Origin of the sequence: Halomonas sp. M1, assembly GCF_029581375.1 — a bacterium.
Lineage (GTDB): Bacteria > Pseudomonadota > Gammaproteobacteria > Pseudomonadales > Halomonadaceae > Vreelandella.
Genome location: NZ_CP121119.1, coordinates 3,058,487 through 3,083,600, shown reverse-complemented (window position 1 = coordinate 3,083,600; position 25,114 = coordinate 3,058,487). Strand labels below are relative to the sequence as shown.

The following is a 25,114-nucleotide window of genomic DNA, read 5'->3' as shown; positions in this document are numbered from 1 at the left end:
AGTGATTCCATGGAAAAGACCTACCAACCCGAACAGATCGAAACCCACTGGTACGAGCGCTGGGAAGCCGATAACCGTTTTGCCCCTTCTGGCCAGGGCGCGCCTTTTTCGATCATGATTCCGCCGCCCAATGTGACCGGCAGCCTGCACATGGGCCACGCGTTCCAAGACACTATTATGGATACCTTGACGCGTTGGAAGCGGATGCAGGGTAACAACACCCTGTGGCAGGTAGGTACTGACCACGCGGGCATCGCCACGCAAATGCTGGTAGAGCGCAAGCTGGCCTCTGAAGAGGGCAAAACGCGCCACGATCTCGGCCGTGATGCGTTTATCGATAAAGTATGGGAATGGAAACACGAGTCTGGCGTACATATCACCCGCCAGCTGCGCCGCATGGGCGCCAGCGTTGATTGGAGCCGCGAGCGCTTCACCATGGATGACGGCTTCTACAAAGCCGTGCAAGAAGTGTTTGTGCGTCTACACGAAGAGAAGCTGATCTATCGCGGCAAACGTTTGGTCAACTGGGACCCGACGCTACACACCGCTATTTCCGACCTGGAAGTGGAAAACAAAGAGCAGCAAGGCAGCTTCTGGCACTTCCGCTATCCACTAGCCGATGGCGTCAAAACTGCCGACGGTAAAGATTATGTTGTCGTGGCCACCACCCGCCCGGAAACCCTGTTGGGCGATACCGGCGTGGCGGTTAACCCCGACGATGCACGTTACGCGTCCTTGGTCGGCAAGTTTATTGAGCTACCGCTGGTTGGACGTCGGATTCCTATTGTTGCCGACGAACACGCCGATATGGAGAAAGGCTCCGGCTGCGTGAAGATCACCCCGGCCCACGATTTCAACGATTACGAAGTCGGCAAACGCCAGAACCACCTGCTGATCAATGTCTTCTCCAAAGACGCGGCGATTCTTGAACAAGCTGAAATTTTCGACCTGAAAGGCCAACCCCAGCCAGACGAAGACGCGACCCTGCCTGCCAAATATGCTGGGCTAGACCGCTTTGAAGCGCGCAAGCAGATCGTTGCCGATATGGATGCACTGGGCCTACTGGAGCAGGTAGAGGCGGTTAACAACACCCTGCCCTACGGTGACCGTTCCGGCGATGTCATCGAACCGCTGCTCACCGACCAGTGGTTTGTGGCCGTAGAGTCTCTTGCCAAGCCCGCTATCGAAGCGGTGGAAAACGGCGACATCCAGTTCGTGCCCAAGAACTACGAGAACATGTACTTCGCCTGGATGCGCGACCTGCAGGACTGGTGTATCTCACGCCAGCTGTGGTGGGGCCACCGCATCCCGGCCTGGTACGATGCCGAAGGCAATGTCTACGTTGCGCGCACAGAAGAGGAAGCCCGCAAGAAGCACGGTTTGAGTGCCGAGGTGGCGCTGACTCAAGACGAAGATGTCCTCGACACCTGGTTCAGCTCAGGCCTGTGGACGTTTGGCACGCTAGGCTGGCCGGAAAAGACCCCAGAACTGGAAACCTTCCACCCCTCCAGCGTGCTGGTGACCGGTTTTGACATCATCTTCTTCTGGGTCGCTCGGATGATCATGATGACCCTCAAGTTCACCGGCGAAGTACCCTTCAAAACCGTTTATGTGCACGGTTTGGTACGCGACGGTCAGGGTCAGAAAATGTCTAAATCCAAGGGCAACGTGCTAGACCCTATTGATCTGATCGACGGCATCACGCTCGATGAACTGCTGGAAAAGCGCACCGGCAATATGATGCAGCCAAAACAGGCCAAGGCGATTGCTAAAGCCACCAAAGACGAGTTTAAAGACGGCATTGAAGCCCACGGCACCGATGCGCTGCGCTTTACGTTCCTCTCCCAAGCCACCACCGGGCGCGATATCAAGTTTGATATGAACCGCCTGGACGGCTACCGCAACTTCTGCAACAAGCTGTGGAACGCCTCGCGCTATGTGCTGATGAATGCCGAAGGTGAAGATTGCGGCACCAGCGGCGAAGAGGTTGAGCTTTCACTAGCCGACCGCTGGATTATTTCCCAGCTACAGAAAACCGAAGCTCAGGTCACCAAAGCCATGGATGACTACCGCTTCGACCACGCTTCCCAAGCGCTGTATGAGTTTGTCTGGAACGAATACTGCGACTGGTACCTGGAGCTTTCCAAGCCTGTTTTATGGGACGAAAATGCCAGCGCCGAAGCGAAGCGTGGAACGCGCCGCACCCTGGTTCGCGTACTGGAAACTATCCTGCGCCTGGCCCACCCGATGATGCCCTATATCTCTGAAGAGATTTGGCAGCGCGTGGCACCGCTGGCGGGCACTTACGTGGGCGAAGACGCCTCAATCATGCTCCAAGCCTGGCCAGAAGCCGACGAAAGCAAAATCGACGATCAGGCCACCCTGGATATCGAGTGGCTGAAAGGCGTGATTATCGCCGTACGTAATATTCGCGCCGAGATGAATATTGCCCCCGGCAAACCACTTGATGTGCTGCTCACCAAAGGCAAGCTGGAAGACGCTGAGCGTCTGGCAAGCAACCGCCACTTTCTGGCTAAATTAGCCAAACTGGAAAGCGCCACTTGGCTCGCCAACCCAGACGACGCCCCGCTCTCGGCTACTCAGCTGGTTGGCGATATGGAAGTGCTGGTGCCGATGGCGGATTTGATCGATAAAGACGTCGAGCTTGCTCGTCTCGCTAAAGAGATCGAGAAGCAAGACAAACTGATCGGCGGCATTGAGAAAAAACTCGGCAACGATGGCTTTATCGCCAAAGCGCCGGTTTCCGTGGTGGAAAAAGAGCGTGGCAAGCTTGCTGAATTCCAAGCCGCCAAAAAGCTGCTGGAAGAGCAAAAGGCGAAAATCGCGAAGCTTTAAAAAAGCCCTGATTATGGCGCAACCCAAGACGGCACCTAATAAGGTGCCGTCTTGGGTTAGGTGCTCCGCTTGGCTGAACGCGTCAGGAACAAAACCGCTGACGGCCTGCCCATAGGTATTGGGCCATTAGAGCCTGATGGCCTAAGGGCGAGTCACTACCCTCTATCGAGTGACACTGCCCCGCATTCACCCATGGAGCTCACTCCCATATGACAACATTATCCAATAACGTCAGCAGCACACTACCTACCATAGCGCCGCTGAACCCTGACTACCTATCGCTGTTCGAGCGAGAAGGGTTGACGGTCAAGCCCCTTGAACCGCTTGGCATTGAAATATACGGCGCCGATGTTCGCACCCGGCTCTCCGATCCCGTCATTGAAGCTCTGGAAGTTGAAATGGCGCACCGCGGATTTATCGTCTTCAAGCACCAAACAGACCTTTCGGCGGAAGAGCTGGTCAATGCCAGCAAATGGTGGGGTGCCGGAGGAATTCACTCGACCCATGGCGTCCACCCCGCCACGCCGGGTATGAACCGGGATATTTTCCGCTGCTCCAACGACAACCGCTACGGGATCCTAGGCGTTGGCCCCCAGTGGCATAACGACGGCAGCTTCGAGGCGGCGACGTTCTCTCACTCAGCCTACTATATGGCACGCGCCCCTGAGCAAGGCGGCACTCACTTTGCCCATCAAGGCGCCGCCTTTGATGCGCTGCCAGAGGAAAAGCAAGCTTTCTGGGAGAGATTGGTGTCTGTTAACTCGGCTTCAGGCGTCAGTCATCCCGTTGTTCACACGCATCCCATTTCAGGACGCAAGAGCGTATGGCTCCACCTAGGCATGACCGGTGCGGTCATCGAACGGTTTCCCGCAGAAGACCTACCCATTGATGAACTGCAACAAGCACCGGCCTCTACCGATCAGCTTCGACTGCTCAACGAAGATGAGATGAAACAGCTTTTCAACGACTACAACGACCTATTAAATGCATCATTTGAGAAGCATTACGGCATACGGTATCACTACGACACCGGTGACCTACTGTACGTTGATAACTGGGCGCTTGCGCACCGGGCGGCGCCAGAGGCGCATATGTCCGCAGAGGAGCAAGGACTGCGGATTATGGACCGTGTGACGGTCAAATCCAGACAGAACCTGGCGCCTCATTTTGGGCTGCCGCAGTACATCAATCTGGATGGGCCACACCCTTTTAATCGCGACGGCATTTGGAAAGCCGGTGGCGTAGGGTTTCGCTGGAAAGATGATATTCCCATGCAAAACTAATGCATGTGTTTTACCGTCGATATTTATCCGACGAGCCGAATCTATGGCGAGAATGATGGCGAAAACAGTGCTATCCCTGGCGATAATCTATGCCCTGTTGGTGGCATTGATGTGGGCCTTCCAGGAGCGTTTATTGTACCTGCCTAACGCTGGCCGCGAGCATATTGCCACTCCGTCCGACCGTGGCTTGGTATGGGAAGTGGTGACCCTGACCACTGAGGACAACGTGGCCCTGGATGCCTGGTGGGTACCCGCCCCGAATCCTCGCGCTAGCCTGCTGTTCTTTCACGGTAATGCGGGCAATATTTCCCATCGGCTTGAGAGCATCGCCCAGTTCCAGAGGCTGGGCTTGTCGGTATTGATCGTCGATTACCGTGGTTATGGCCGCAGCGAGGGCAGCCCATCAGAGACAGGCACGGCGCTGGATGCTCGCGCCGCTTGGCAATGGCTGCGTGATGAAGGAAACGAGACCGACGAAATAGTGGTATTCGGCCGTTCATTGGGAGCGGCAGTGGCCGCAGAGCTTGCGGCAAGCTTAAAAGAGCACCACGCGGCGCCTGCAGCAGTGATTCTTGAGTCACCGTTTCGCTCAGTGCCCGAACTCGCCCAGCAGCTCTATCCATTCCTACCCGCGCGCTGGCTGGCACGTATTGACTACCCAGTGGAAAACTATGTTACGCAGATATCCGCACCACTACTGGTCATTCACAGCCGCGACGACGAGATTATTCCCTTTGCCCAAGGAGAAGCGGTGTACCAAGCAGCCCAGGAGCCAAAGCAGTTACTGGAGATTCAAGGAGGTCATAACACCGGCTTTCTTGACAGCGAACCGACCTACTCAGAGAGCATCGACGCCTTTCTGCGCGAGGCAGTCGGGCTCGCCAGCACCAAAGGTTAAGGCCGCCATGCCGGTTACGTTAGTGAATGCATGTCAGCATTTGATAGCACAAACATCGGCCGCTTCTGCTCAGTGCTAAACGCCACCTCAATCATGGCAGCTGCAACGCGCTGTGTCGCAATCGGACGTACTGCTTTTGGTAGCAACGGCGCCATCGGCGTCAACAGCTTTTCAGCGATATTTTCTGCAACCCGCCCATCATCCGGCCGCCCCAGCAGCAGCGAGGGACGTGCAAAAAATACGCTCGGCAACCCCAGCGCTTGGATATCCTGCTCCACGTCGCCTTTAACGCGATTATAAAAACTGGCAGAACGCGCATTGGCACCAACCGCAGTGACTACGCCTAGCTGGCTCACTCCAGCGGACATACATGCACAAGCAAATGCCAGAACCAGACCATGATCAATAGCGCGAAAAGCCGCTTTACTACCCGCCTGTTTTTTCGTTGTACCTAATGCCACAAAAGCTACTGAACCGGCAGGTATTAAGGCCGCAGCCTGCTCTTCCAGTTTGTTAACATCAATCACCCGCAGGCTGATTTTAGCGGCAACGGCATCTGGAAAAGCCTGCGATACATCTAACTCACGACGCGACAGCACGATGACAGTGGCAACCTCGTCACACTGGGTTAACTGGGTGACTAACTGCGTGCCTACAGCCCCTGTTGCACCCAGCACGATAGCCGTCTCAAACATGTTTGCGCCTCCTGGTACGGCGTAATTGGGGATGGGTAAAGATAGCGACGTTTTGGCCACCGCGCCCTTCTGCCACGCCTTAATCACTTTTTTATCATAACCGTGTAAGGTTGGTACAAGAACAGCCACTTAATGGCATTGCTAAACTTATACTGACACGGATGACGCTATGCCCACACCTTTAGAGGTACGTTTGCAGACACTGGAAAATTCACTGCAACAGTCGGGGATCGCTTACCAATCGCTTTCACCAATGGCAGACACCGGGCTTGCTCACGATCATGTATGGATGCACCGCCATGGCGATGATTGGGTAGCCCGGCTGCCCAAACAGAGCCAGATGGATCTAGCGCCCGCAGAGAACCTTGCCTATGAAGCCGCGTGCTACGAGCGCGCCAGCCAGGGTGGCCACGTACCCCGTTTACACGGCACGTTGCCAGTTAGCGACGCACTACCCCGTGGTGGTCTGCTGGTGGATGCCATTGATGGCCGGCTGGCGCAGCTGCCAGAAGATTTACCGTGCATTGCCGACACTCTGGCCAGCCTGCACCAGCTGCCGTTGCCAGCACATCCCGCGCCACTGCTGGCCCCGGCAGACCCCTGGCAGGCTATGTGTGAGGAAGTCAGCCGCCAAGCCGAGTGGCTGGAAAAAGCTGACCTGAGTGGCGCTGTTATTTCACGTGTTCGCGACGAACTGAACGCGCTGCCCGTCACGCTACCTGATGCCGAGCGCTGCCTAATCAGCTTTGACACCCACCCCGGCAACTTCCTGATGACAGCAGAAGGCCGTGCGATCCTTGTGGACTTAGAGAAGTGCCGCTATGGTCTGCCGGGGATTGATCTCGCCCACACCTCGCTTTACACCTCAACCACCTGGGACATTAACAGCCAAGCAGTGCTCACCCTGGACGAAGTCGTCGCCTTTTATCAGCGCTGGCAGGCACGTATGGCCAAATCACCCAGTGCGGAAACTCTAGTGGCATGCCGCCGCGCCACATGGCTGTGGTCGTTGACCTGGTGCGCCAAGTGGCGCGCCCAGCATTTGCACACTCAGGATACGGAGCATCGCGGCCAGGACTGGTCAGCAGAGCTCACCGATGCCGCCGTCATTGAGCACGTGCGGGACCGGGTCGAGCACTATCTGTCACTGCCTATTATTGAGCAGGTTCATAATGAACTTCTCCACCTAAAAGCGTCTCTATAAACGATTGATTTTACGAGGTGTACGATGAAACCACGCGCTACTCTAGCGGCTGCTGTCGCCACTGCCATGCTGGCACTGCCCGCCGCCGCCGCCCCAGACCCAAATGACTGGGAGGCCGTGCTAGAAGCCGCCGAAGGACAGACCGTTTACTGGAATGCCTGGGGCGGCGATGCGCGCACCAACCGCTATATCGCCTGGGTGGCTGAGCAAATGCAGGCCGTATATGGCGTTGACGTGGAGCACGTTAAACTAGACGACACCAGTAGCGCCGTAGCGCGGGTACTCGGCGAAAAGCAAGCCAGTAACCATGGTGATGGCAGCATCGATCTAATCTGGATCAACGGGGAAAACTTCGCTGCCATGCGCGAACAAGACCTACTGTTTGGCCCCTTTGCCGAGTCGCTGCCCAACTTTGCACTGACTCACCCAGACGATAACCCAGAGGTGGTGACCGACTTCACCCTGCCCACGGAGGGCTACGAGTCGCCTTGGGGCAAAGCGCAAATTACGTTCTACTACGACAACGCTCAAACCGAAACGCCGCCGCAAAGCATTGCGGGCCTGCTGGAATGGGCCAAACATAATCCTGGCCGGTTCAGCTACCCACGTATTCCCGACTTCACCGGCAGCACCTTCCTCAAGCAGGCGCTGATTGAACTCACCGAGCAAGATGACGCCCTGTATGCACCAGTGGTGGAAGCAGAGTTTGCAGAAATCACCGCGCCCCTGTGGGATTATTTGGATGAGTTGCACCCGCACCTGTGGCGCAGCGGCCGCAGTTTCCCGGAATCTGGCCCCAACCTGCGCACATTGATGAGCGATGGTGAGCTAAGCTTGGCCTTCTCCTTCTACCCGACAGATGCTGCCGTCGCGGTAATGGAGTATGAGCTGCCAGAAAGTGTGCGCAGCTACGTTCTGGAGGGTGGCACCCTGGGCAACGTTCACTTTGTCGCGATTCCATATAATTCGCCCCATAAAGCAGGCGCAATGACGCTGGCCAACTTTCTGCTCTCACCCGAAGCCCAAGCCCAAAAGCAGTCGCTTAGTATGTGGGGCGACCGTACCGTGTTGGCAGTCAGTCAATTAAATGAAAACGACATGGCGCTGTTCGAACAGGGGGAAAGCCACCCATCAGCACTGCCCGTTGATGCACTTTCCAACACCCTGGCCGAACCACACCCCAGCTGGATGACAGCTCTTCAGGATGCGTGGCTTGAGCGTTATGGCGTTAATTAATTGATGCTGTGGCTAGCACCAGTACTGATTATTGCGCTGCTGGTTATTCCAGTAAGCGCAGGGCTTGGCATGGTGCTGCTGCCCGCCTTTGGCTACCTACCGGTGCTTGGCGGTGAACAAGTAAGTATCGCCCCATGGCAAATGCTGTTCGCCCAGCCGGGATTATGGCGCTCAGTCACGGTGAGTTTTGCCAGCGGCCTAGCCAGCACCGCGATGGCCTTGCTCATCGTGGTGCTGTTTTTAGCGGCCAGCCAAGGTACTTGGCTGGATCGCAGCCTGCGCCGTTTAGTATCGCCACTGCTGGCCATTCCCCATGCAGCAGTGGCGTTTGGTTTTGCCTTCTTGATCGCGCCTTCCGGCTTAATGGCTCGCGCTATTTCCCCCTGGCTTTCTGGCTGGGAGTCTCCCCCAGATGCACTGATCGTTAACGACCCCTGGGGTCTTGCTTTAACGTTCGGCCTGGTACTGAAAGAAGCACCGTTTCTGCTATTGATGAGCTTAGCAGCACTGCCCCAGCTGCAGGCGGAAAAGCGTCTGCGCCTTGCGCGCTCGCTTGGTTATACGCCTGCGATTGCTTGGCTGAAAGTCGTGCTGCCTTCTCTCTATCCTCTCATTCGACTACCTGTATATGCGGTTATTGCTTATGCCACTTCGGTGGTGGACATGGCACTTATTCTAGGGCCACGGCTACCGCCGACCTTGAGTGTCTCAATTTTGGGTTGGTTTAATGACCCTGATATCACGCGCCGTTTTATGGCCTCTGCGGCGGCAGTGCTTCAGTTGGGCGTTACCCTGGCGGCGCTTGTGACGTGGTGGCTAATGGAGCAGCTAGTGCATCGGGTAAGTCAGCGCTTGCTCACCAACGGCAGCCGCCAGCGAGGCGAGACGGCACTTAAAGTAATCGGCCGCGGAGGCTTAGCGCTTGCCAGCCTTTCCGCATTGGCCGCGCTGGTGGGGCTTGCGCTATTTTCTATGGCAGGCTTTTGGCGCTTCCCGGAACTACTGCCTCAATCATTCACCTTTGACCATTGGCAGCGTAGCGCAGCGATGTTGGCAGCCCCACTGCGCGCAACAGCGCTGATAGCACTGCTTTCAACCGGCCTGGCCACGCTGTTGGTGGTGGCAGCCCTAGAGCATGAACAGCGCCAGCACCTGCACCCTACCCGTGCGCTATGGTTGCTATATTTGCCGCTGCTAGTCCCGCAAATCGCCTTTCTATTTGGCTTGGTGGTCGCAGCCGAAAAGCTGGGGGTTCGCCCACAGTTGTTACTGGTTGTGGCTGGCCATTTGCTGTTTGTACTGCCCTATGTGTACCTCTCGTTAGCCGCCGCCTACCGCCAATTGGACCCTCGCTGGCTGACGATTGCGCAATCGTTAGGCGTTTCCCGCAATCGCGCGTTTTGGCGGGTGCGCCTGCCATTAATGGTGGCCCCCCTGCTCACCGCGTTTGCCGTTGGGCTGGCGGTGAGTATTGGCCAGTATTTGCCCACTCAATTTCTTGGCGCAGGCAGGGTCTCAACCGTGACCACTGAAACCGTAGCGCTAGCCTCCGGTGGAAACCGACGCTTGATCGGCGTGTGGGCGCTGGTTCAAGCAGGCCTGCCGCTCGTGGGCTTTGTGGTGGCGCTGGCTGTGCCCCGCTGGATCGGCGTGTCTCGCCGCACGCTTTCACCACCTAGCACGTGAATAACAAGCTCTTAACCCATAAGGATGAATGTGAACGACGCTGCCACTGAAGCGCTGGTCTTAGAGAAGGTGAGTATTCGCTTAGCAGGCCGAGAGCTGCTGCGCGTAGATGCCACGGTGCCACCAGGCGAAGTGCTTACCATCATGGGACCATCAGGCTCGGGGAAATCCACGTTATTGGCCTTTGTGGCCGGTTTTTTGGATAGCGCCTTTGTTGCCCAAGGCAAGGTGCACCTCGGCCAACGCGATGTGCTCTCACTACCCGCCGAACAGCGCGGCATTGGCCTGCTGTTTCAGGATCCCATGCTATTTCCGCATTTAAGCGTGGCGGGAAATTTGCGCTTTGGCCTGCCACACCGTGCCAACGACAAACGCCAGCAGGTCGCCCAAGCGCTAGAGCAGGTAGGGTTAGCAGGCTTTGAAGCCCGTGACCCTGCTACCCTTTCCGGCGGCCAGCAAGCCAGGGTAGCGCTGATGCGCCTGCTGCTTTCACAGCCCCGCGCCGTGCTGCTGGATGAGCCATTTTCCAAGCTCGACACGGCATTGCGCCAGGAAATGCGCACGCTGGTGTTCGGCCAGTTGCGGGCCGCAGGCCTACCCACTCTGCTGGTCACCCACGATGAAGCCGATGCCAATGCCGCGAGAGGGCCGATCATTGACCTGGGTTAAGCCAGGCGTAGAAGCGCCTAAACTTAGCATTGTAATTCCAATGCTGAATGAGGCCCTGGGAATTGAAACGGCGCTGGCTCTGTTGCAACCGCTACGGGAGACCGAAGTGGAAATCATTGTGGTCGATGGCGGCAGTACCGATCACAGCGTGGCGCTAGCTACCCCGCTAGCGGATACAGTAGTGGTTAGTGACACTGGCCGGGCACGGCAGATGAACCTAGGCGCAGAACGCGCGCACTCACCGGCGCTGCTGTTTTTACATGCCGATACTCAACTTCCCGAAGGCGCTGTTGAACAGATTAGCCAGGCGCTAAGCACGCACTGCTGGGGGCGGTTTGATATTCAGCTTGAAGGCCATAGCCGCTGGCTGCCCGTCGTCAGTACTCTGATGAACCTACGCTCACGGCTGAGCGGTATCGCCACTGGCGACCAGGGCATGTTCCTACGCCGGGAGGCGTTTGACGCAGTGGGCGGCTTTCCCGATCAGCCGCTAATGGAAGATATCGCGTTAAGCAAGCGACTGAAGGCACTTTCTCCCCCCGCCTGCCTTGGCATCAAAGTGGTAAGCTCAGGCAGACGCTGGGATAAGTTCGGCGCCTGGAAAACCATTCGCCTGATGTGGCGGCTGCGTTACCGTTACTGGCGCGGCGTAAGCGCCACTCAATTGGCCAAGGAGTATCGCAATGCCCGTTAAGCCAACCATGCAGCCCCACTTACACCTGCTGGCCAAGGCGCCACTGCCAGGGCAGGCGAAAACGCGCTTAATTCCTTACCTGGGGCCAGAAGGCGCAGCGCAAGCCCATGCCACTATGGTTCGCCACTGCGTTGCTACCGCCTGCCAAGCGTTGGGAGCAGTAAACGTCACGCTATGGACCTCTCTGGAGCATCAACATCCGCTGTTTTTGGAGCTTCAGGCGCACCACGGCATAGCCCTTGCCGCTCAACAACAGGGTGACGTGGGAATGCGCGTTCGTCATGCACTAAATAGCGCACAAGGCCCGGCGATGGTGATGGGCACCGACTGCCCAAGCATTACCGTTGGCATGCTGAAGCAGTGCAGTGAAGCGCTTGAAAGCGCACCCGTGGTGATTTTACCTGCCGAAGATGGCGGCTACGGGTTGATTGGCACTCACAACGACCACCCTAGCCTGTTTGAGGGAATACCCTGGGGAACTGAGCACGTGCTCAAGGTCACCCGCCAACGGCTTGCCGCGCTGCGTTTAAACGCCACCTTTCCCGACACCATGTGGGACATTGACCGACCAGAAGACTGGCAGCGCTGGCAACAAACCCTGAAAAACGCTTCCAAGGTGTAATGAATCCGCGCTGTGCGCCACTAATACTTAACAAATGTTCTGCTTCTAACATCGCAACGCCACACCGGAGCCTGCCATGAACCGTCAGCGCCTGCTGATTATCACCCTGCTGCTACTGGCCGTGCTCGGCTTTTACCTGAGCGGCGCCCACACGTTTTTCACCTTGGAAACCCTACAAGCCTATCGCAGCGATTTTCAGGCAGCGTTTCAACAGTCGCCTTGGCAGGTTGCGGGGATTTTCTTTGCCGTGTACGTCGTCATGACAGCACTGTCACTACCGGGTGCGACACTGCTCACTCTGCTGGGTGGGGCGCTCTTTGGCCTCGGTTGGGGACTATTGATTATCTCCTTTGCCAGCACCATCGGCGCCACACTGGCCTTTTTAGTTTCGCGGTTTCTATTTCGCCAACCGATTGAGAAGCGCTTTCCCCGCCAGTTTGAAACGGTCAATCGTGGCGTAGATAAAGACGGTGCTTTCTATCTTTTCACCCTTCGCCTGGTACCGGTGTTTCCGTTTTTTATGATCAACCTGGTGATGGGGCTAACGCGGCTCAAAACCACCACGTTCTATTGGGTGAGCCAGCTTGGCATGCTGCCCGGTACGGCGGTTTACGTGAATGCAGGCGGCCAACTGGGCGAGCTGGAAAACCTTAGCGGCATTATTTCCCCTGGATTACTGGCATCGTTTGCGCTGCTGGCCGTGTTTCCCTGGATAGCGCGTCGTATTGCGCTACTGGTGCAAAAGCGCAATGCCTACCGTGGTTATACTCGTCCATCCCGCTTTGATTACGACATTGTGGTGATTGGCGGTGGCTCGGCAGGTCTTGTTACTAGCTACATTGGCAGCGCCGTAAAGGCCAAAGTGGCGTTGGTAGAAAAGCACAAAATGGGCGGCGATTGTTTAAATACCGGCTGTGTGCCCTCTAAGGCGCTGATTCGCGCCGCTCGCGCCGCCCATGAAATCCGCACGGCGCAACGCTTTGGCATTAGCGCCAGCGAGCCAGAGATAAATTTCGCCGACGTGATGGGCCACGTTCATCAATCAATTACCGACATCGAACCCCACGATAGCGTCGAGCGCTACTCAGGGCTTGGGGTGACGGTGTATCAAGATCACGCCACCCTAACGTCTCCCTGGGAAATTAAAGTGGGTGAGAAAACCCTGACCGCCCGCCATATCGTGCTGGCCACCGGTGCACGCCCCCGCGTGCCTTCGCTTCCTGGCATTGAGCACGCACCGATTCTCACCTCGGAAAACTTATGGTCGCTCACCGAGCTGCCTAAACGCTTGGTCGTACTGGGTGGCGGTGCGATTGGCTGCGAGCTAAGCCAAAGCTTTGCCCGCTTAGGCAGCCACGTAACACTCGTGGAAGGCGCGCAGCAGCTGCTGAGCCGTGAAGACACGGAAGTGGGCGAGCACGTTGCGCGCACGCTCACCCAGGAAGGCGTGACCGTGATGACCAGCGCTAAAGCGCTGGAGGTCTGCCAAGTCGGCCAGGAACACCAGCTTGTAGTGGAGCATAATGGCGAACGACTCACTGTTGAATTCGACTACCTGCTGGTGAGTGTTGGCCGCCAAGCAAATGTTGAAGGCTTAGGGTTGGAAGCGCTGGGCATTACCACCACAGAAGGCGGCACGCTAGCGCTAAACGAGCGCCTGCAAACCCGCTTGCCCAATATTTGGGCCTGCGGCGACCTAGCTGGCCCTTACCAGCTCACCCACGCCGCCGCGCATCAGGCGTGGCACGCGGCAGTCAACGCACTGTTTGGCGAGTTGAAAAGCTTTGCAGTGGATTACCGCTTTATGCCTGCCGTCACCTATGTGCAGCCGGAAGTAGCGCGGGTCGGGCTAAACGAAAAAGAGGCCACTGCCAAAGGAGTAGCGTTTGAAGTTACCCGCTACGCCATGAGCGAAAGCGACCGCGCCATTGCCGAAGGGGCCACAGAAGGTTTTATCAAGGTGCTCACCGTGCCCGGTAGAGACAAAATACTCGGTGCTACCATCGTGGCGGAAAACGCCGGGGAGTGGCTGGGTGAATTTACCATTGCGATGAAGCATGGGCTGGGACTGAACAAACTGCTGGGCACCATTCACCCCTACCCAACGCTGGGTGAAGCCGCCAAGGCCACCGCAGGCGTATGGAAAAACGCCCACAAACCCGAGCGTATTCTCACCCTGCTTGCGCGCTACTTCCGCTGGCGCCGTGGCGAGGAAAAGTGATGCCGCCCATGAAACACCTGGTGCTGATTGGCGCGGGCCATGCCCACGCCTTTGTGCTGGAAGCCTTTGCCCAGCGCCCAGACCCTGCGATCGCTATGACAGTGGTCAGCGATAGCGGTCTGGCCGCCTACTCCGGCAGCGTGCCCGCTTGGCTGGCTGGGGAATGCACGCTACGCGAAACACAAATTGGTGTGGCGGCACTATCGCAACGAGCAGGTGCCCATTTAATCACCTCGCCTGCAGTGGCTATCGATCCCACTAAGCGCCGAGTAACGCTAGCGAATGGCGAGGTGATCCATTTTGATGTGGCCTCCTTTAACGTGGGCTCCACGCTACGGTTGCCCGAACAGTCGTTGCCAGAGCAGCCGTTTTCAGAAACTCATGACGAACAGCGCCCCTACTTATTGGCGATGCGCCCGCTAAGCTCACTGCACCACCGCTGGCAAGCGCTAAGAGAGAAGATCGACCAACTCCCTACGGGCACTCACCAGCGGGTGGTGAGCGTAGGCGGCGGCGCGGCAGGCTGTGAAACCTTGATGAGCGTGCTAGCGCAGCTTCGTCAACAGCGCGCCGACATTACCTGGCAAGGCACGCTAGTCAGCGCATCACCAACGCTGCTACCCGGCGCAGGTCGGCTGCCCCGCTGGTTAACAAAGCGGGCGCTGGACCGGGCAGGTATTACACTGCGTCACGGCGTGCGTGGTCAGGCGCTAATAGCAGGTGGCGTGCGCACCTCTGAAGGGGAACTCATTGACGCGGATATCGTGCTATGGGCGACCGGTGCCGTTGGCCAAGCCTGGCTTAAAGACACCTCGCTGCCGCTAGATCAGCATGGGTTTATCCAGGTGAATAAGACCCTTGAAGTAGCGAGCCAGCCGGGGCTGTTCGCCGCTGGCGACTGTGCCGCTTTCAACCCACCACTGCACACTTCTCCACTGCACGTTTCTTCTCTACCTAAGGCCGGCGTGTACGCGGTGCGCATGGGGCCACTGCTCGCCGACAATCTGCGCGCCGCCTGCCACCATAAACCGCTGGCCGCGTGGCAGCCACCTAAACGCGTGCTGGCACTGATTGGCACTGGCGATGGCCACGCGATTGCCAGCCGTGGTGAGATCGGTTTTTCAGGCCGCTGGGTATGGGAATGGAAAAAGCGGATTGATGCGCGCTTTATAGCGCGCTTCAATCCGCCTTTTAAGCCATAAATAGTGGCGCTCAGGTTGTGACTAAAGGCTTAATTGGCTTCGCGCCAGCCGCCTAACACGCGACTATCTGGGCCAAAGAACACCAGCCGGTCGTGGTCAATCAAATAGCGATAAGCCGTATCGAGCATATCGGTTACCCGTTTGGCATCTTCCATATTAGGGCAGGCCATGCGGGTGGACGCCAGCTCGCTAAACTCAATCCGCTGACTTTCGCCTAAGCTCACGCTACCGGTAAAGCGGTTACAGCCATCCGAGCCACTTACTTTACCGTCGCGCTCAATGCGGAAAAACGGGGTTTCTTGCATGGAGAGCCGCTCATCGGTGCCTACCAGCAACAAGTTCCAGCGCTGCTCGACAATCGGGCCGGACAATTCAGTGCTTTTCGGGGCATCCACACGCTCTTGCTGAGGGGCGCTGCTGCACGCACTGACCAAAAGCGCCAAGCCCATTCCTACCAGGGCATTACGGGGTAGTCCTTTCACCTTACGGTTACTCCTCATCTTAACGTTACCAGCTTCCGCTATTTTCCATTGACGCCCATGGCTCCTGGGGCGAGAGCGCATCGCCTTTTTGCAGTAACTCGACAGAAATACCGTCGGGCGACTTTACAAACGCCATATGCCCATCCCGGGGTGGGCGGTTAATGGTGACACCATTATCTTGAAGCTTTTGGCATAGCGCGTAAATATCGTCAACGCGATAGGCTAAATGACCGAAGTTGCGCCCACCGGCAACCTCTTCTGGATCCCAGTTATAGGTCAGTTCTAGCTCCGGAGCCGTTAAACGTTCTGAGCGCGCCTCATCCTGCGGTGCGGCGAGAAAAACCAGCGTAAAACGACCTTTTTCGTTCTCTTTACGACGTACTTCTTTCAGCCCCAACAGATCGCAGTAAAACGTCAGCGACGCGTCCAGGTCAGTTACCCGTACCATAGTGTGCAAAAACTGCATGTCACTCTCCCTTTGTGATTACTGGGTATATTCGCTAAAGATAGCAGGGGGACTGTCGTTACGAGTCCAGCTGAGCACGGCATAATCATCTACACGACCAGTTTCCATCCCCGGCGAACCGTGGGGCATACCCGGTACCGTTAACCCAACAACGTCCGGACGCTCTTCCAGCAGGCGTTTAATATCCGACGCGGGGACATGGCCTTCAATCACGTAGCCGTCCACCAGGGCGGTATGGCAAGAGGCCAGTTCAGGAGAAACGCCGTTGGCCATTTTAATGGCACGGACATCGCCATCACGGTGGTGATTAACGTCAAACCCTGCCTCTTCAAGATGAGCCACCCAGTCACTACAGCAGCCGCAGTTAGGGTCACTGTGGACGTCAATAGTAGGCGCTGCCAAAGCACTTAACGAATAGGCAGCCAGAAGACCACCTGACAAGCATTTAATTAGACGATTTCGTGACATTCAACCACCCTCCTCACAGATCTGTATAATAGTACATCGACTACTTTGCGTAGGGGCCACCCCAAGGAGCCATCAGTGGATTCGATTACCCAAGCAGCATTAGGGGCTGCCGTTGGCGGCGCCATTTTAGGCCGCCGGCTGGGCCGTAAAGCCGTGTTGATTGGTGCGCTGCTCGGCACGCTGCCCGACCTAGACGTCGTGCTCGACTACGGCGATGCCGTGGCCAATGTAACGGAGCACAGAGGCTTCACCCACTCACTGTTTGTGCTGACCGGCCTGGGTACTCTATTTGCCCTGCTGGCTACGCGCTTTTTTCCAGCAACAGCAGCACGGCCTGTTCACTTTCACCATTGGTGGTGGTTTTTCGTGCTTTGTCTGACCACTCACCCGCTGCTTGATTCCTTTACTACTTACGGAACTCAGCTATTTTGGCCGCTAGACGTGCCGCCCGTGGCATGGCCTATCGTGTTTATTATCGATCCTTTTTACACGCTACCGCTGCTTATTGCCTTGCTTATCGGCATTACCACTAAAAAAGTGCGTAATGCCTGCGCCATAGGCCTCGCACTCTCCAGCGTTTACCTACTGTTAGCGGCGGGTGCGAAGTGGAGCGTCGAACAGCGCCTCGCGCCGGTCCTGGCTGAGCAAGGGCTTCAGCAAGCGCCCATTTTGATCCAGCCCACGCCGTTTAATATTGCGCTGTGGCGCGCCACCATTATCAATGACGACCGCTATTACGAGAGCCTAGTGGGCTTATTCGATCGCCAGCGCTCCTTAACGCTTGAGCCGCTTAGGCGCAATGTAGCCCTTGAGGAGTATGCACTGGCGGGGCCGCGTGGCCAGCGGTTGGCGTGGTTTACCGGTCCTTTTTTGCGCTATGAAACACGCCTTATTGATGGCCAGGAAACGTTGATTGCCACGGATATCCGCCTCGGCTTTCCAGGCTTCCACCCGTTCAGCTTTACGCTGGCAACGCGGGATGGGGACACATGGAGACCGGTAGAAACGAGCGAGCAGCTCGAAACCTCACGGGACCTCCGCCTGGAAACGCTCTCTAGACTCGCCTCCAGGGCGGCAGGTGATGTCACCGCGCTTTGCGCTAGCGATTTTATTGAGCCCCAGTGGCGTGCAGAACCGTTCCTTTACCACTGTTAAAACGCTAGCGCTATTATGATAAGCCGCTGATTACGGGGCGATGCCTTGACCACAGCCGTTGTACTGCTCGCCGTCTATCGTCAAGGTGACGCGGGCAGGATAAGGCTGACCTTTCATGTCATCAAAACATGCGCCGGCTTCGATACGGACACGGAAAAAGTGCTCGGCGTTGGCGTTTTCAATAACGACACGGCCCGCTTCGTTATCCATCACGCTCACCATATAAGGCAGGGTTTGCGTTTCAGTGCCGTAGGCGGTCGTCCAAGTCATCACAGGGGCGTCGTGAGCTAGCTCAATCGACCAGCCCGGCTCGTTGCCACGCCCTAGGAACATAACGCCGGGATGATTGGCACGGGTTGAGGCTTCTCGCACGAGCCCTTGCTGACACTGAAGCTGACCACGCGGCGTTTCTACCTGGGCTTGGTCACCCCGGTTCCAGAAGCTGATTTCGCCGTCCTGATAGCGTGCACCGCTGGCAACCACGGCTGCAGGTAAACGCCAAGCACCGTGCAGCGACCAGAGGCGCAGATTATCGTCGTTTACCGCAGTGACTAGATTCTGGTTCGCTGGTTGACACTCCCAAGCATCAAATCTCTCGGCGCTACCAGGGAACAGAGCAGCAGGAAGCAAAGGCGCACTGCTGTTTACCGTCATATTGGCAGGCTCACTCGGCGCCGTTGTAGACGTGGCACAGCCAGCGATAGCCAGTGTTGTGGTCACCATTGCCATGGCGACGAACGATTTTTTTGCGTGGATCATGACTCAATGCTCCCTGTTGGATAACCCTAACGGCATTAAATACGGCTCTAGCGGCGTTTAAAGGCGCTCAAGTCCTGCGGATCAAAGCGGTCTACCTGCTCTGGCAGCCCTAGTTCTTCGCGCTTTAATTTTATCTGCATTTTTTCAGCAAGGCGCTCAGCATCATCGTCAGTGGTACGGCCATTGAGCTCAGCCAACTGGGTCATTCCCTGGTGGTAGAACGTCACGATATCCAGCGCTACGCGATTGTTCTCTTCCACACCTCGGCGTAGAGGCTGTAAGTAGCCGCTAATATGCGAAAGGTGATGTTTGAGCTGCCAGACGTAACGCATTTCAGTCATCCAGGGTCGATCACGCAGCACAGCGAACATCGCACTAGTGGCCAGCAACCCAAGCAGCACGCCCAGGGCGTTCATCCAGAAGCTGCCGCCAAAGGTGGCGGCTAATAGCATTGAAAACAGCAGCCCAAAAACCACTAGCTGCCCTGCCATCACGATACTGATCATGCGCGCTTTGCGACGGTAAGCATCTGGACTATGTTGTTCAAGCGTAAAAGCCATGGCCAACCTCATTATCAATAGAAGGCTCTTATGATACGGGGCTGACCCAGCCAGACAAGAGGTTATCTAGCAATGCATAGAGATTGCTGGTTTAGCCCATTCGCTCGGCGGCCGTTTTAAGCAGCCGCTCCGTTGCTTCCCAGCTAACGCAGGCGTCAGTCACCGACACCCCGTAGCGCATACTGCTGGGTTTAAGCGCTTGCTTACCTTCAAACAGGTAGCTTTCAAGCATCAACGCTACTAGGTTAGCATCGCCTGCTTTACGCTGAGCAAGCACGTCCAGCATAACCTCGCTTTGGCGGCGATGATCTTTACGCGCATTGGCATGACTGCAGTCCACCATCAAACGGGGGTTTTGACCTGCTTTGTGTAAGGCATTTACCGATGAGCGCACATGGTGGGCCTGGTAATTGGGCTCGCCGTGACCGCCCCGCAGTACCAGGTGGGTATGAGGGTTGCCAGCACTTTCCTGCATAACTGGCCGACCTTCACTGTCGATGGCAAAACGCTGATGGGAATGCGCTGCTGCCTGCATAGCATCAATGGCTACCTGCACATCGCCACTGGTGGCATTTTTGAACCCCACTGCAGCGCTTAAATCGCTGGCCAGCTCCCGGTGCAGCTGGGACTCTGTGGTGCGCGCGCCAATCGCTACCCAGCTCAGCAGGTCATCCAGGTAGGGCGCCAGCATTGGCTGCAAAAGCTCGGTGGCCACCGGCAGGCCTCGCGCGGCTACTGCGTGCATGAGCTCACGGGAGAGTGCAATCCCGCGGGGCATATCGCCGCTACCGTCTAGATCTGGGTCGTAGGCGAGGCCTTTCCACCCGACGGTGGTGCGGGGCTTTTCGACATATACACGCATGACCGGCAGAATTTGCTCGCTGATTTCATCGCTCAGCGCCGCTAGCCTATCGGCGTACTCAAGGGCCGCGTCCGGGTCATGAATCGAGCATGGACCCACAACGACCAGTAGCCGATTGTCTTGACCATTGAGAACGCGCTGAACTGCGTGGCGCTGCTGGGTAATTTGCTCGCTCAACGGCGCACTAATGCCGATACGTCGGCGAAGCTCTACAGGCAGCGGCAACGGCTGAGTCGTACCCGTAGGACCATTAGTTAATGACGATAGCGGTGACTTTGCAGGACTGGCATGGGCATTCATTATTTATCTCTCCGAAAGCGTGTGACATCGCGTATGACTTCGCGTGACTAACTGGCCACCCAAGCAGGCACGGTCGGAGGTGGCAGCTTGCACCGACCGCGCGCCGCTAAATCGCCAGCCATAGCCATAACCGATATAGCGGGGGGCAATGGGAGAGGCGATAGCGTGTACGCGGTAAGACATGGTGCAGCTCCTTGATGAATGTTCTATGGACGGTGTTGATAGGCTTAAAACAAAAGAAGCCTCGGTTGGGTTACCAACCGAGGCTTCTTTGCATGCGGCAGGCAACCGAGGTGGTGTGCCTGTTAGCGCGACCTTATCGGTCGGCCAGGGGCACACCGTGGCTAAACCAATACGCAGCATAAACAAATGCAAACGCACTTACACACTCAGAGATCCACGCGCTAACCGCCGTTTCCGGCTTGGCGTTGGGGCGCTGTGTAGTGAGTGCAATGTGCATAACATTATCCAATGTTTAATAAATTCGCCGAAGACGTTGGGTCTATTGGCTTAATCCTGCCTGCATACGGGCAAAATGGCAACTATCAGCCACTAAATGCTTGTATCCAACCAATCGTTGCAGGCAGCGCGCTCATGCTTACCAGCACCACAAGGCCCAGGACAATGGCAAGCAAACCAGATTCATCTTTAAAGTTGTCGTCATGATCGGCCATAAAGCCTCCTTGTTATCGGGATAGGGGGTTAGCGAGACAGAGATAGCATGCGTTGGTCGGCCATTTTATTGGGGACGCGGTGCGTAGGCAAATACATCCGAAAACATACGCTCAATACCAACACCTTGGCGTTCAAGGATAGCAACACAGGCATACACCATTCCCGGCGAGCCAGAGAGGTAAATGTCGCAATCGCTGGGCCGAACAGGAGCTTTTTCAGTGGCTTTCATTAACGCCTTTTCCAACACCAGGTCAACCCGCCCCTGGTAATGGGAGATACGCTCACCCGGCGCTAATGGTTCAGTCAGCGGAAACTCGGTCACTGCTTGAAAAGAGACATTGGCGTGCTGCTGTGCCCACTGGGTAGCTAGGTTTTCAGCATAAAGATCGCGGTGTTCACGCGCAGCCCACCAGAGCGAGATAGGCCGTTCTGGTTGGCTTTGCAGGGAAGCTTCCATGATCGCTTTCATTTGAGCGAAACCGGTCCCTGCAGCAATCAGCAACAATGGGCGCTCACTTTCAGTATCCAGTACACACTCGCCGCTGGGCAGGCGCACCGTTAACTGATTGGCCACTTGCAGCAGATCACGCAGGCGCGCTGAATTATCGCGCTCTGGCCAGTGCTGAATATGCAGCTCGATGGTGCCGTCTCGACGGTCGGCGCTGGCAATGGAAAATGGCACCCAGGTTTCGTCGTCTAGTTTGAGCTCTAGATATTGTCCTGGTGCATGCTGCATGGCTTCAGCGCGCCCTTCGACGGTCACCCCAAATACGTCAGGATTTAAATCCTCAACAGCGGTGACTTGGCAGGTTAGCGTTTTACACGTTAACGTCGTTGCGCTCATTAAAGCCTCTTTGTGAAAAGTCGTTTGAACCGCACCGTCAGGTTAACTGTGGCGAGGCGCGGGTAACGGAATATCGATGCCCAACTCATCCCAACGCTCATCGACTCGCGTCTTCACCGCGTCATCCATCACAATCGGCGTGCCCCACTCGCGGTCGGTTTCGCCGGGCCATTTATTGGTTGCATCCAGCCCCATTTTGGACCCTAGCCCAGAGACAGGCGACGCAAAATCGAGATAGTCGATGGGGGTATTTTCCACCATGACCGTATCCCGCGCCGGGTCCATCCGGGTGGTGATCGCCCACATGACATCTTCCCAATTGCGCGCATCCACGTCGTCGTCCAGCACAATGACAAACTTAGTGTACATAAACTGGCGTAAGAAGCTCCATACCCCCATCATCACGCGCTTGGCGTGACCGGGATACTGCTTTTTCATCGTCACTACGGCCATGCGGTAGGAGCAGCCTTCTGGCGGCAGGTAGAAATCGACAATTTCAGGAAACTGCTTAGCCAAAATCGGCACAAACACTTCGTTAAGCGCGACGCCTAAAATGGCGGGCTCGTCGGGTGGGCGGCCTGTATAGGTGGAGTGATAAATGGCATCGCGGCGCATGGTCATCCGCGTCACGGTGAACACCGGGAAGTGGTCAACCTCGTTGTAATAACCGGTATGGTCACCAAACGGCCCTTCTGGTGCCATATCATCCGGGTAAATAAAGCCTTCAAGAATAATCTCAGCGGAGGCGGGCACTTCAAGATCAGCGTGGCCACACTTAACAAGCTCAGTGCGAGAACCGCGCAGTAGTCCGGCAAAGGCATATTCAGAGAGCGAATCTGGCACAGGAGTCACTGCACCCAAAATCGTTGCCGGGTCGGCGCCTAGCGCTACGGCGACCGGAAAAGGCTCACCAGGATGGGCTTTTTGAAACTCAAGAAAATCCAGCGCGCCGCCGCGATGGGAAAGCCAGCGCATAATCAGACGGTTTTTGGCGATTTTCTGCTGGCGGTAAATGCCCAGGTTTTGACGCTTTTTGTGGGGACCTTTGGTAATCACCAGGGGCCACGTCACCAAGGGGGCCGCATCGCCAGGCCAGCAGTGCTGAATGGGCAATCGGCCTAGATCAACCTCATCGCCTTCATAAACGACGTCCTGCACCGGCGCGCGCTTGACACTTTTTGGGCCCATGCTAAGCACTTGTTTGAAGATCGGCAGCTTGTCCCAGGCGTCTTTTAGACCTTTGGGCGGATCTGGCTCTTTTAAGAACGCCAGTAGCTTACCTACTTCACGCAGCGCCTCTACTGAATCCTGCCCCATGCCCAGTGCTACCCGCTTGGGTGTACCAAACAGATTGCCCAACAGCGGCATGTCGTGTCCCTTCACATTCTCAAACAATAATGCAGGGCCACCGGCACGCAGCGTGCGGTCGCAGATTTCAGTGATTTCCAGGTAAGGATCAACTTCAGCTTTAATTCGCTTGAGTTCACCCTGTGCTTCTAGGGCCGCAATAAAATCGCGCAAGTCGTGGTACTTCAAGGCTCTCTCCTCAAGGCACTTCACCCCGGCTGTCAGGCGTTGCTATCGCTAGTGCTTAGCCGTAATGCAGCGCCTAGCGGCGCTTCATTGCTTCAAAGAATTCCAGGTTCGTCTTGGTATCTTTCAGACGATCAATCAGGAACTCGGTGGCAGCCGTATCTTCCATCGGGTTGAGCAGCTTGCGCAGAATCCACATGCGCTGCATTTCATCTTCAGAGGCCAGCAGGTCTTCACGGCGGGTGCCGCTGCGACGAATATTGATCGCCGGGAAGACACGCTTCTCAGCTAGTTTGCGGTCAAGGTGCGCTTCCATGTTGCCGGTACCCTTGAACTCCTCGAAGATGACCTCGTCCATTTTCGAACCGGTATCTACTAGCGCAGTGGCAATAATCGTCAGGCTGCCGCCCTCTTCGATATTACGCGCAGCACCGAAGAAACGCTTTGGCTTCTCAAGCGCGTGGGCATCTACACCACCGGTCAGTACTTTGCCGGAGCTGGGTACCACGGTGTTGTATGCACGGGCCAAACGGGTGATGGAATCAAGCAGAATCACCACGTCCTTTTTGTGCTCAACCAGACGCTTAGCCTTTTCGATGACCATTTCGGCAACCTGCACGTGGCGGGCCGGTGGCTCATCAAACGTAGAGGCAACGACTTCACCGCGCACGGTGCGCGACATCTCAGTCACTTCCTCAGGGCGCTCATCGATCAGCAGAACGATCAGATGACACTCAGGGTTGTTACGCGTAATCGATGTCGCGATGTTCTGCAGCATCAGTGTCTTACCCGCTTTCGGCGGCGACACCAGCAGGCCACGTTGGCCTTTGCCGATCGGCGCGGTCAGATCAATGATCCGAGCGGTCAGGTCTTCAGTAGACCCGTTGCCAATCTCCATGCGCATCCGGTCATCCGGAAACAGCGGCGTTAAGTTCTCAAAGAGAATCTTATGCTTGGCGTTTTCGGGACGGTCAAAGTTGATCTGACTAACTTTGAGCAGCGCAAAGTAGCGCTCACCCTCTTTCGGCGGGCGGATTTTGCCGGAAATGGAGTCGCCTTTACGCAGATTGAAACGACGAATCTGTGACGGCGATACGTAGATATCGTCCGGTCCGGCGAGGTAGGAGCTGTCGGCGCTGCGCAGGAAGCCAAAGCCATCCTGGAGAATTTCCAGCACACCATCGCCATAAATATCCTCACCGCTTTTGGCGTGCTTCTTGAGGATAGCGAAAATGATGTCCTGCTTGCGCGAACGGGCTAAGTTGTCGATACCCATCTCGCGGGCGATATCGAGCAGCTCGGGAACGGATTTTTGCTTGAGTTCAGTGAGATTCATCGGTGTGTTAGAAAGTTGCTCATGAAAGCTGGACGCTAGGCGCCGGGAATAAGACAGGAGGCGTGGTCATTCCGCCGAGTGATGCGTTCAGAACCCATCTAGGCACACTCTCGAATACTGAAGGCTGGGCAGTCTTGAATCAGATACCAAATTAAGAAGTGACGGCATCAATGACTACTTAGCGAGAGGGTGCTAATAAACTAGTTAATCTGATCGGCACAGAAAAATGCTGTTTCAGCGGGTTATCTGACGACTTGGACATCTGGCTGATGCCATCTGGATACGTACTGCTCGGGATAACCGAGTCACTACGCTTGTTAAATAGACGAACAAGCCAACTCGGATCAAGCCAGTAGCTCGATGGTAGTCAAGGGCTGCGATAAACGCAAGCCTTTGACAATTGACAAT

General features: G+C 56.3%; 24 protein-coding genes. 12 read left to right on the top strand and 12 right to left on the bottom strand.

Translation table 11 applies throughout. From position 1 onward, the window contains the following. The first annotated feature begins 9 nt into the window (after positions 1-9). From P8S54_RS14205 to P8S54_RS14195, 3 genes are all read left to right on the top strand, one after another. A complete protein-coding gene (locus P8S54_RS14205; protein WP_281444112.1) occupies positions 10-2,856 on the top strand; it encodes a valine--tRNA ligase in 2,847 nt (948 codons plus the stop codon). A gap of 209 nt (positions 2,857-3,065) precedes the next feature. Further along, positions 3,066-4,139 (top strand): TauD/TfdA family dioxygenase, encoded by a 1,074-nt coding sequence (locus tag P8S54_RS14200; protein WP_281442240.1) that lies wholly within the window; start codon positions 3,066-3,068, stop codon positions 4,137-4,139. A 43-nt stretch (positions 4,140-4,182) separates the two neighbouring features. Next, a complete protein-coding gene (locus tag P8S54_RS14195; protein WP_281442239.1) occupies positions 4,183-5,037 on the top strand; it encodes an alpha/beta hydrolase in 855 nt (284 codons plus the stop codon). Between the two features lie 14 nt (positions 5,038-5,051). On the opposite strand, the gene P8S54_RS14190 is transcribed toward P8S54_RS14195, so the two are convergent. Beyond that, positions 5,052-5,732, bottom strand: a complete 681-nt coding sequence (locus P8S54_RS14190) for an NAD(P)H-binding protein (protein WP_281442238.1) — start codon at positions 5,730-5,732, stop codon at positions 5,052-5,054. 169 nt (positions 5,733-5,901) lie between these two features. Between P8S54_RS14190 and P8S54_RS14185 the strand changes: the two genes are divergently transcribed. From P8S54_RS14185 to P8S54_RS14150, 8 genes are all read left to right on the top strand, one after another. Beyond that, the gene (locus tag P8S54_RS14185; RefSeq protein WP_281442237.1) at positions 5,902-6,936 is read left to right on the top strand and encodes an aminoglycoside phosphotransferase family protein; all 1,035 of its coding nucleotides are present in this window, start codon (positions 5,902-5,904) and stop codon (positions 6,934-6,936) included. Between the two features lie 24 nt (positions 6,937-6,960). Then, positions 6,961-8,172 (top strand): ABC transporter substrate-binding protein, encoded by a 1,212-nt coding sequence (locus tag P8S54_RS14180; RefSeq protein WP_281442236.1) that lies wholly within the window; start codon positions 6,961-6,963, stop codon positions 8,170-8,172. Between the two features lie 3 nt (positions 8,173-8,175). Continuing rightward, positions 8,176-9,858 carry an ABC transporter permease subunit gene (locus tag P8S54_RS14175; RefSeq protein ID WP_281442235.1) on the top strand — a complete coding sequence of 561 codons (1,683 nt, stop codon included), beginning with the start codon at positions 8,176-8,178 and terminating at the stop codon, positions 9,856-9,858. 30 nt (positions 9,859-9,888) lie between these two features. Next, a complete protein-coding gene (locus tag P8S54_RS14170) occupies positions 9,889-10,527 on the top strand; it encodes an ATP-binding cassette domain-containing protein (RefSeq protein WP_281442234.1) in 639 nt (212 codons plus the stop codon). After that, the gene (locus P8S54_RS14165) at positions 10,493-11,221 is read left to right on the top strand and encodes a TIGR04283 family arsenosugar biosynthesis glycosyltransferase (protein ID WP_281444111.1); all 729 of its coding nucleotides are present in this window, start codon (positions 10,493-10,495) and stop codon (positions 11,219-11,221) included. Before P8S54_RS14170 ends, P8S54_RS14165 begins: the two co-directional genes overlap by 35 nt. Continuing rightward, positions 11,211-11,843: a TIGR04282 family arsenosugar biosynthesis glycosyltransferase gene (locus P8S54_RS14160; protein ID WP_009101789.1), complete on the top strand. Its 633-nt coding sequence runs from the start codon at positions 11,211-11,213 to the stop codon at positions 11,841-11,843. The genes P8S54_RS14165 and P8S54_RS14160 overlap by 11 nt, the downstream gene beginning before the upstream one ends. 76 nt (positions 11,844-11,919) lie before the next feature. Further along, complete coding sequence (locus tag P8S54_RS14155; RefSeq protein WP_281442233.1) at positions 11,920-14,064, top strand: bifunctional TVP38/TMEM64 family protein/FAD-dependent oxidoreductase; 2,145 nt, start codon at positions 11,920-11,922, stop codon at positions 14,062-14,064. Further along, positions 14,064-15,266, top strand: a complete 1,203-nt coding sequence (locus P8S54_RS14150) for an FAD-dependent oxidoreductase (RefSeq protein ID WP_281442232.1) — start codon at positions 14,064-14,066, stop codon at positions 15,264-15,266. Before P8S54_RS14155 ends, P8S54_RS14150 begins: the two co-directional genes overlap by 1 nt. A 29-nt stretch (positions 15,267-15,295) precedes the next feature. Here P8S54_RS14150 and P8S54_RS14145 read toward each other — a convergent pair whose 3' ends face one another. Genes P8S54_RS14145 through P8S54_RS14135 form a run of 3 tightly spaced genes read right to left on the bottom strand, consistent with a single transcriptional unit; the run spans position 15,296 to position 16,682 of the window. Further along, a complete protein-coding gene (locus P8S54_RS14145; RefSeq protein ID WP_281442231.1) occupies positions 15,296-15,748 on the bottom strand; it encodes an META domain-containing protein in 453 nt (150 codons plus the stop codon). 25 nt (positions 15,749-15,773) lie between these two features. Continuing rightward, the gene (gene gloA / locus P8S54_RS14140; RefSeq protein WP_009101781.1) at positions 15,774-16,214 is read right to left on the bottom strand and encodes a lactoylglutathione lyase; all 441 of its coding nucleotides are present in this window, start codon (positions 16,212-16,214) and stop codon (positions 15,774-15,776) included. Positions 16,215-16,232: 18 nt separating this feature from the next. Continuing rightward, a complete protein-coding gene (locus P8S54_RS14135; protein WP_009101779.1) occupies positions 16,233-16,682 on the bottom strand; it encodes a DUF411 domain-containing protein in 450 nt (149 codons plus the stop codon). A gap of 75 nt (positions 16,683-16,757) precedes the next feature. Here P8S54_RS14135 and P8S54_RS14130 point away from each other — a divergent pair, with 75 nt between their 5' ends. Further along, complete coding sequence (locus P8S54_RS14130) at positions 16,758-17,837, top strand: metal-dependent hydrolase (RefSeq protein ID WP_281442230.1); 1,080 nt, start codon at positions 16,758-16,760, stop codon at positions 17,835-17,837. A gap of 30 nt (positions 17,838-17,867) precedes the next feature. Here the strand turns inward: P8S54_RS14130 and P8S54_RS14125 are convergent, their stop codons facing one another. The 8 genes from P8S54_RS14125 to rho form a co-directional block, all read right to left on the bottom strand. Continuing rightward, on the bottom strand, positions 17,868-18,596 hold the full coding sequence (locus P8S54_RS14125) for an MliC family protein (RefSeq protein ID WP_281442229.1): 729 nt from the start codon (positions 18,594-18,596) through the stop codon (positions 17,868-17,870). A 47-nt stretch (positions 18,597-18,643) separates the two neighbouring features. Then, on the bottom strand, positions 18,644-19,156 hold the full coding sequence (locus P8S54_RS14120; RefSeq protein ID WP_281442228.1) for a DUF3087 family protein: 513 nt from the start codon (positions 19,154-19,156) through the stop codon (positions 18,644-18,646). A 91-nt stretch (positions 19,157-19,247) separates the two neighbouring features. Further along, positions 19,248-20,318, bottom strand: a complete 1,071-nt coding sequence (locus P8S54_RS14115; RefSeq protein ID WP_281442227.1) for a 3-deoxy-7-phosphoheptulonate synthase — start codon at positions 20,316-20,318, stop codon at positions 19,248-19,250. A 3-nt stretch (positions 20,319-20,321) separates the two neighbouring features. Next, a complete protein-coding gene (locus tag P8S54_RS14110) occupies positions 20,322-20,501 on the bottom strand; it encodes a hypothetical protein (RefSeq protein ID WP_281442226.1) in 180 nt (59 codons plus the stop codon). A 362-nt stretch (positions 20,502-20,863) separates the two neighbouring features. Further along, positions 20,864-20,992 (bottom strand): hypothetical protein, encoded by a 129-nt coding sequence (locus P8S54_RS14105; RefSeq protein ID WP_257790896.1) that lies wholly within the window; start codon positions 20,990-20,992, stop codon positions 20,864-20,866. 65 nt (positions 20,993-21,057) lie between these two features. After that, positions 21,058-21,837, bottom strand: a complete 780-nt coding sequence (locus P8S54_RS14100; RefSeq protein WP_009101768.1) for an NAD(P)H-flavin reductase — start codon at positions 21,835-21,837, stop codon at positions 21,058-21,060. A gap of 42 nt (positions 21,838-21,879) precedes the next feature. Continuing rightward, positions 21,880-23,373, bottom strand: coding sequence for a 4-hydroxy-3-polyprenylbenzoate decarboxylase (gene ubiD / locus P8S54_RS14095; RefSeq protein ID WP_009101766.1), 1,494 nt, complete (start codon positions 23,371-23,373; stop codon positions 21,880-21,882). A 73-nt stretch (positions 23,374-23,446) separates the two neighbouring features. Further along, positions 23,447-24,706: a transcription termination factor Rho gene (gene rho, locus P8S54_RS14090; RefSeq protein ID WP_009101764.1), complete on the bottom strand. Its 1,260-nt coding sequence runs from the start codon at positions 24,704-24,706 to the stop codon at positions 23,447-23,449. Between the last annotated feature and the right edge of the window lie 408 nt (positions 24,707-25,114).

Coding starts and splice junctions, on each gene's coding strand:
- P8S54_RS14150 (WP_281442232.1), top strand. CDS start 14,064: ATGCCGCCCATGAAACACCTGGTGCTGATTGGCGCGGGCCATGCCCAC.
- P8S54_RS14160 (WP_009101789.1), top strand. CDS start 11,211: ATGCCCGTTAAGCCAACCATGCAGCCCCACTTACACCTGCTGGCCAAG.
- P8S54_RS14200 (WP_281442240.1), top strand. CDS start 3,066: ATGACAACATTATCCAATAACGTCAGCAGCACACTACCTACCATAGCG.
- P8S54_RS14165 (WP_281444111.1), top strand. CDS start 10,493: ATGCCGCGAGAGGGCCGATCATTGACCTGGGTTAAGCCAGGCGTAGAA.
- P8S54_RS14195 (WP_281442239.1), top strand. CDS start 4,183: ATGGCGAGAATGATGGCGAAAACAGTGCTATCCCTGGCGATAATCTAT.
- P8S54_RS14120 (WP_281442228.1), bottom strand. CDS start 19,156: ATGGCTTTTACGCTTGAACAACATAGTCCAGATGCTTACCGTCGCAAA.
- P8S54_RS14190 (WP_281442238.1), bottom strand. CDS start 5,732: ATGTTTGAGACGGCTATCGTGCTGGGTGCAACAGGGGCTGTAGGCACG.
- P8S54_RS14155 (WP_281442233.1), top strand. CDS start 11,920: ATGAACCGTCAGCGCCTGCTGATTATCACCCTGCTGCTACTGGCCGTG.
- P8S54_RS14185 (WP_281442237.1), top strand. CDS start 5,902: ATGCCCACACCTTTAGAGGTACGTTTGCAGACACTGGAAAATTCACTG.
- gloA (WP_009101781.1), bottom strand. CDS start 16,214: ATGCAGTTTTTGCACACTATGGTACGGGTAACTGACCTGGACGCGTCG.
- P8S54_RS14180 (WP_281442236.1), top strand. CDS start 6,961: ATGAAACCACGCGCTACTCTAGCGGCTGCTGTCGCCACTGCCATGCTG.
- P8S54_RS14100 (WP_009101768.1), bottom strand. CDS start 21,837: ATGAGCGCAACGACGTTAACGTGTAAAACGCTAACCTGCCAAGTCACC.
- P8S54_RS14135 (WP_009101779.1), bottom strand. CDS start 16,682: ATGTCACGAAATCGTCTAATTAAATGCTTGTCAGGTGGTCTTCTGGCT.
- P8S54_RS14175 (WP_281442235.1), top strand. CDS start 8,176: ATGCTGTGGCTAGCACCAGTACTGATTATTGCGCTGCTGGTTATTCCA.
- P8S54_RS14205 (WP_281444112.1), top strand. CDS start 10: ATGGAAAAGACCTACCAACCCGAACAGATCGAAACCCACTGGTACGAG.
- P8S54_RS14115 (WP_281442227.1), bottom strand. CDS start 20,318: ATGAATGCCCATGCCAGTCCTGCAAAGTCACCGCTATCGTCATTAACT.
- P8S54_RS14105 (WP_257790896.1), bottom strand. CDS start 20,992: ATGGCCGATCATGACGACAACTTTAAAGATGAATCTGGTTTGCTTGCC.
- P8S54_RS14125 (WP_281442229.1), bottom strand. CDS start 18,596: ATGATCCACGCAAAAAAATCGTTCGTCGCCATGGCAATGGTGACCACA.
- P8S54_RS14110 (WP_281442226.1), bottom strand. CDS start 20,501: ATGTCTTACCGCGTACACGCTATCGCCTCTCCCATTGCCCCCCGCTAT.
- rho (WP_009101764.1), bottom strand. CDS start 24,706: ATGAATCTCACTGAACTCAAGCAAAAATCCGTTCCCGAGCTGCTCGAT.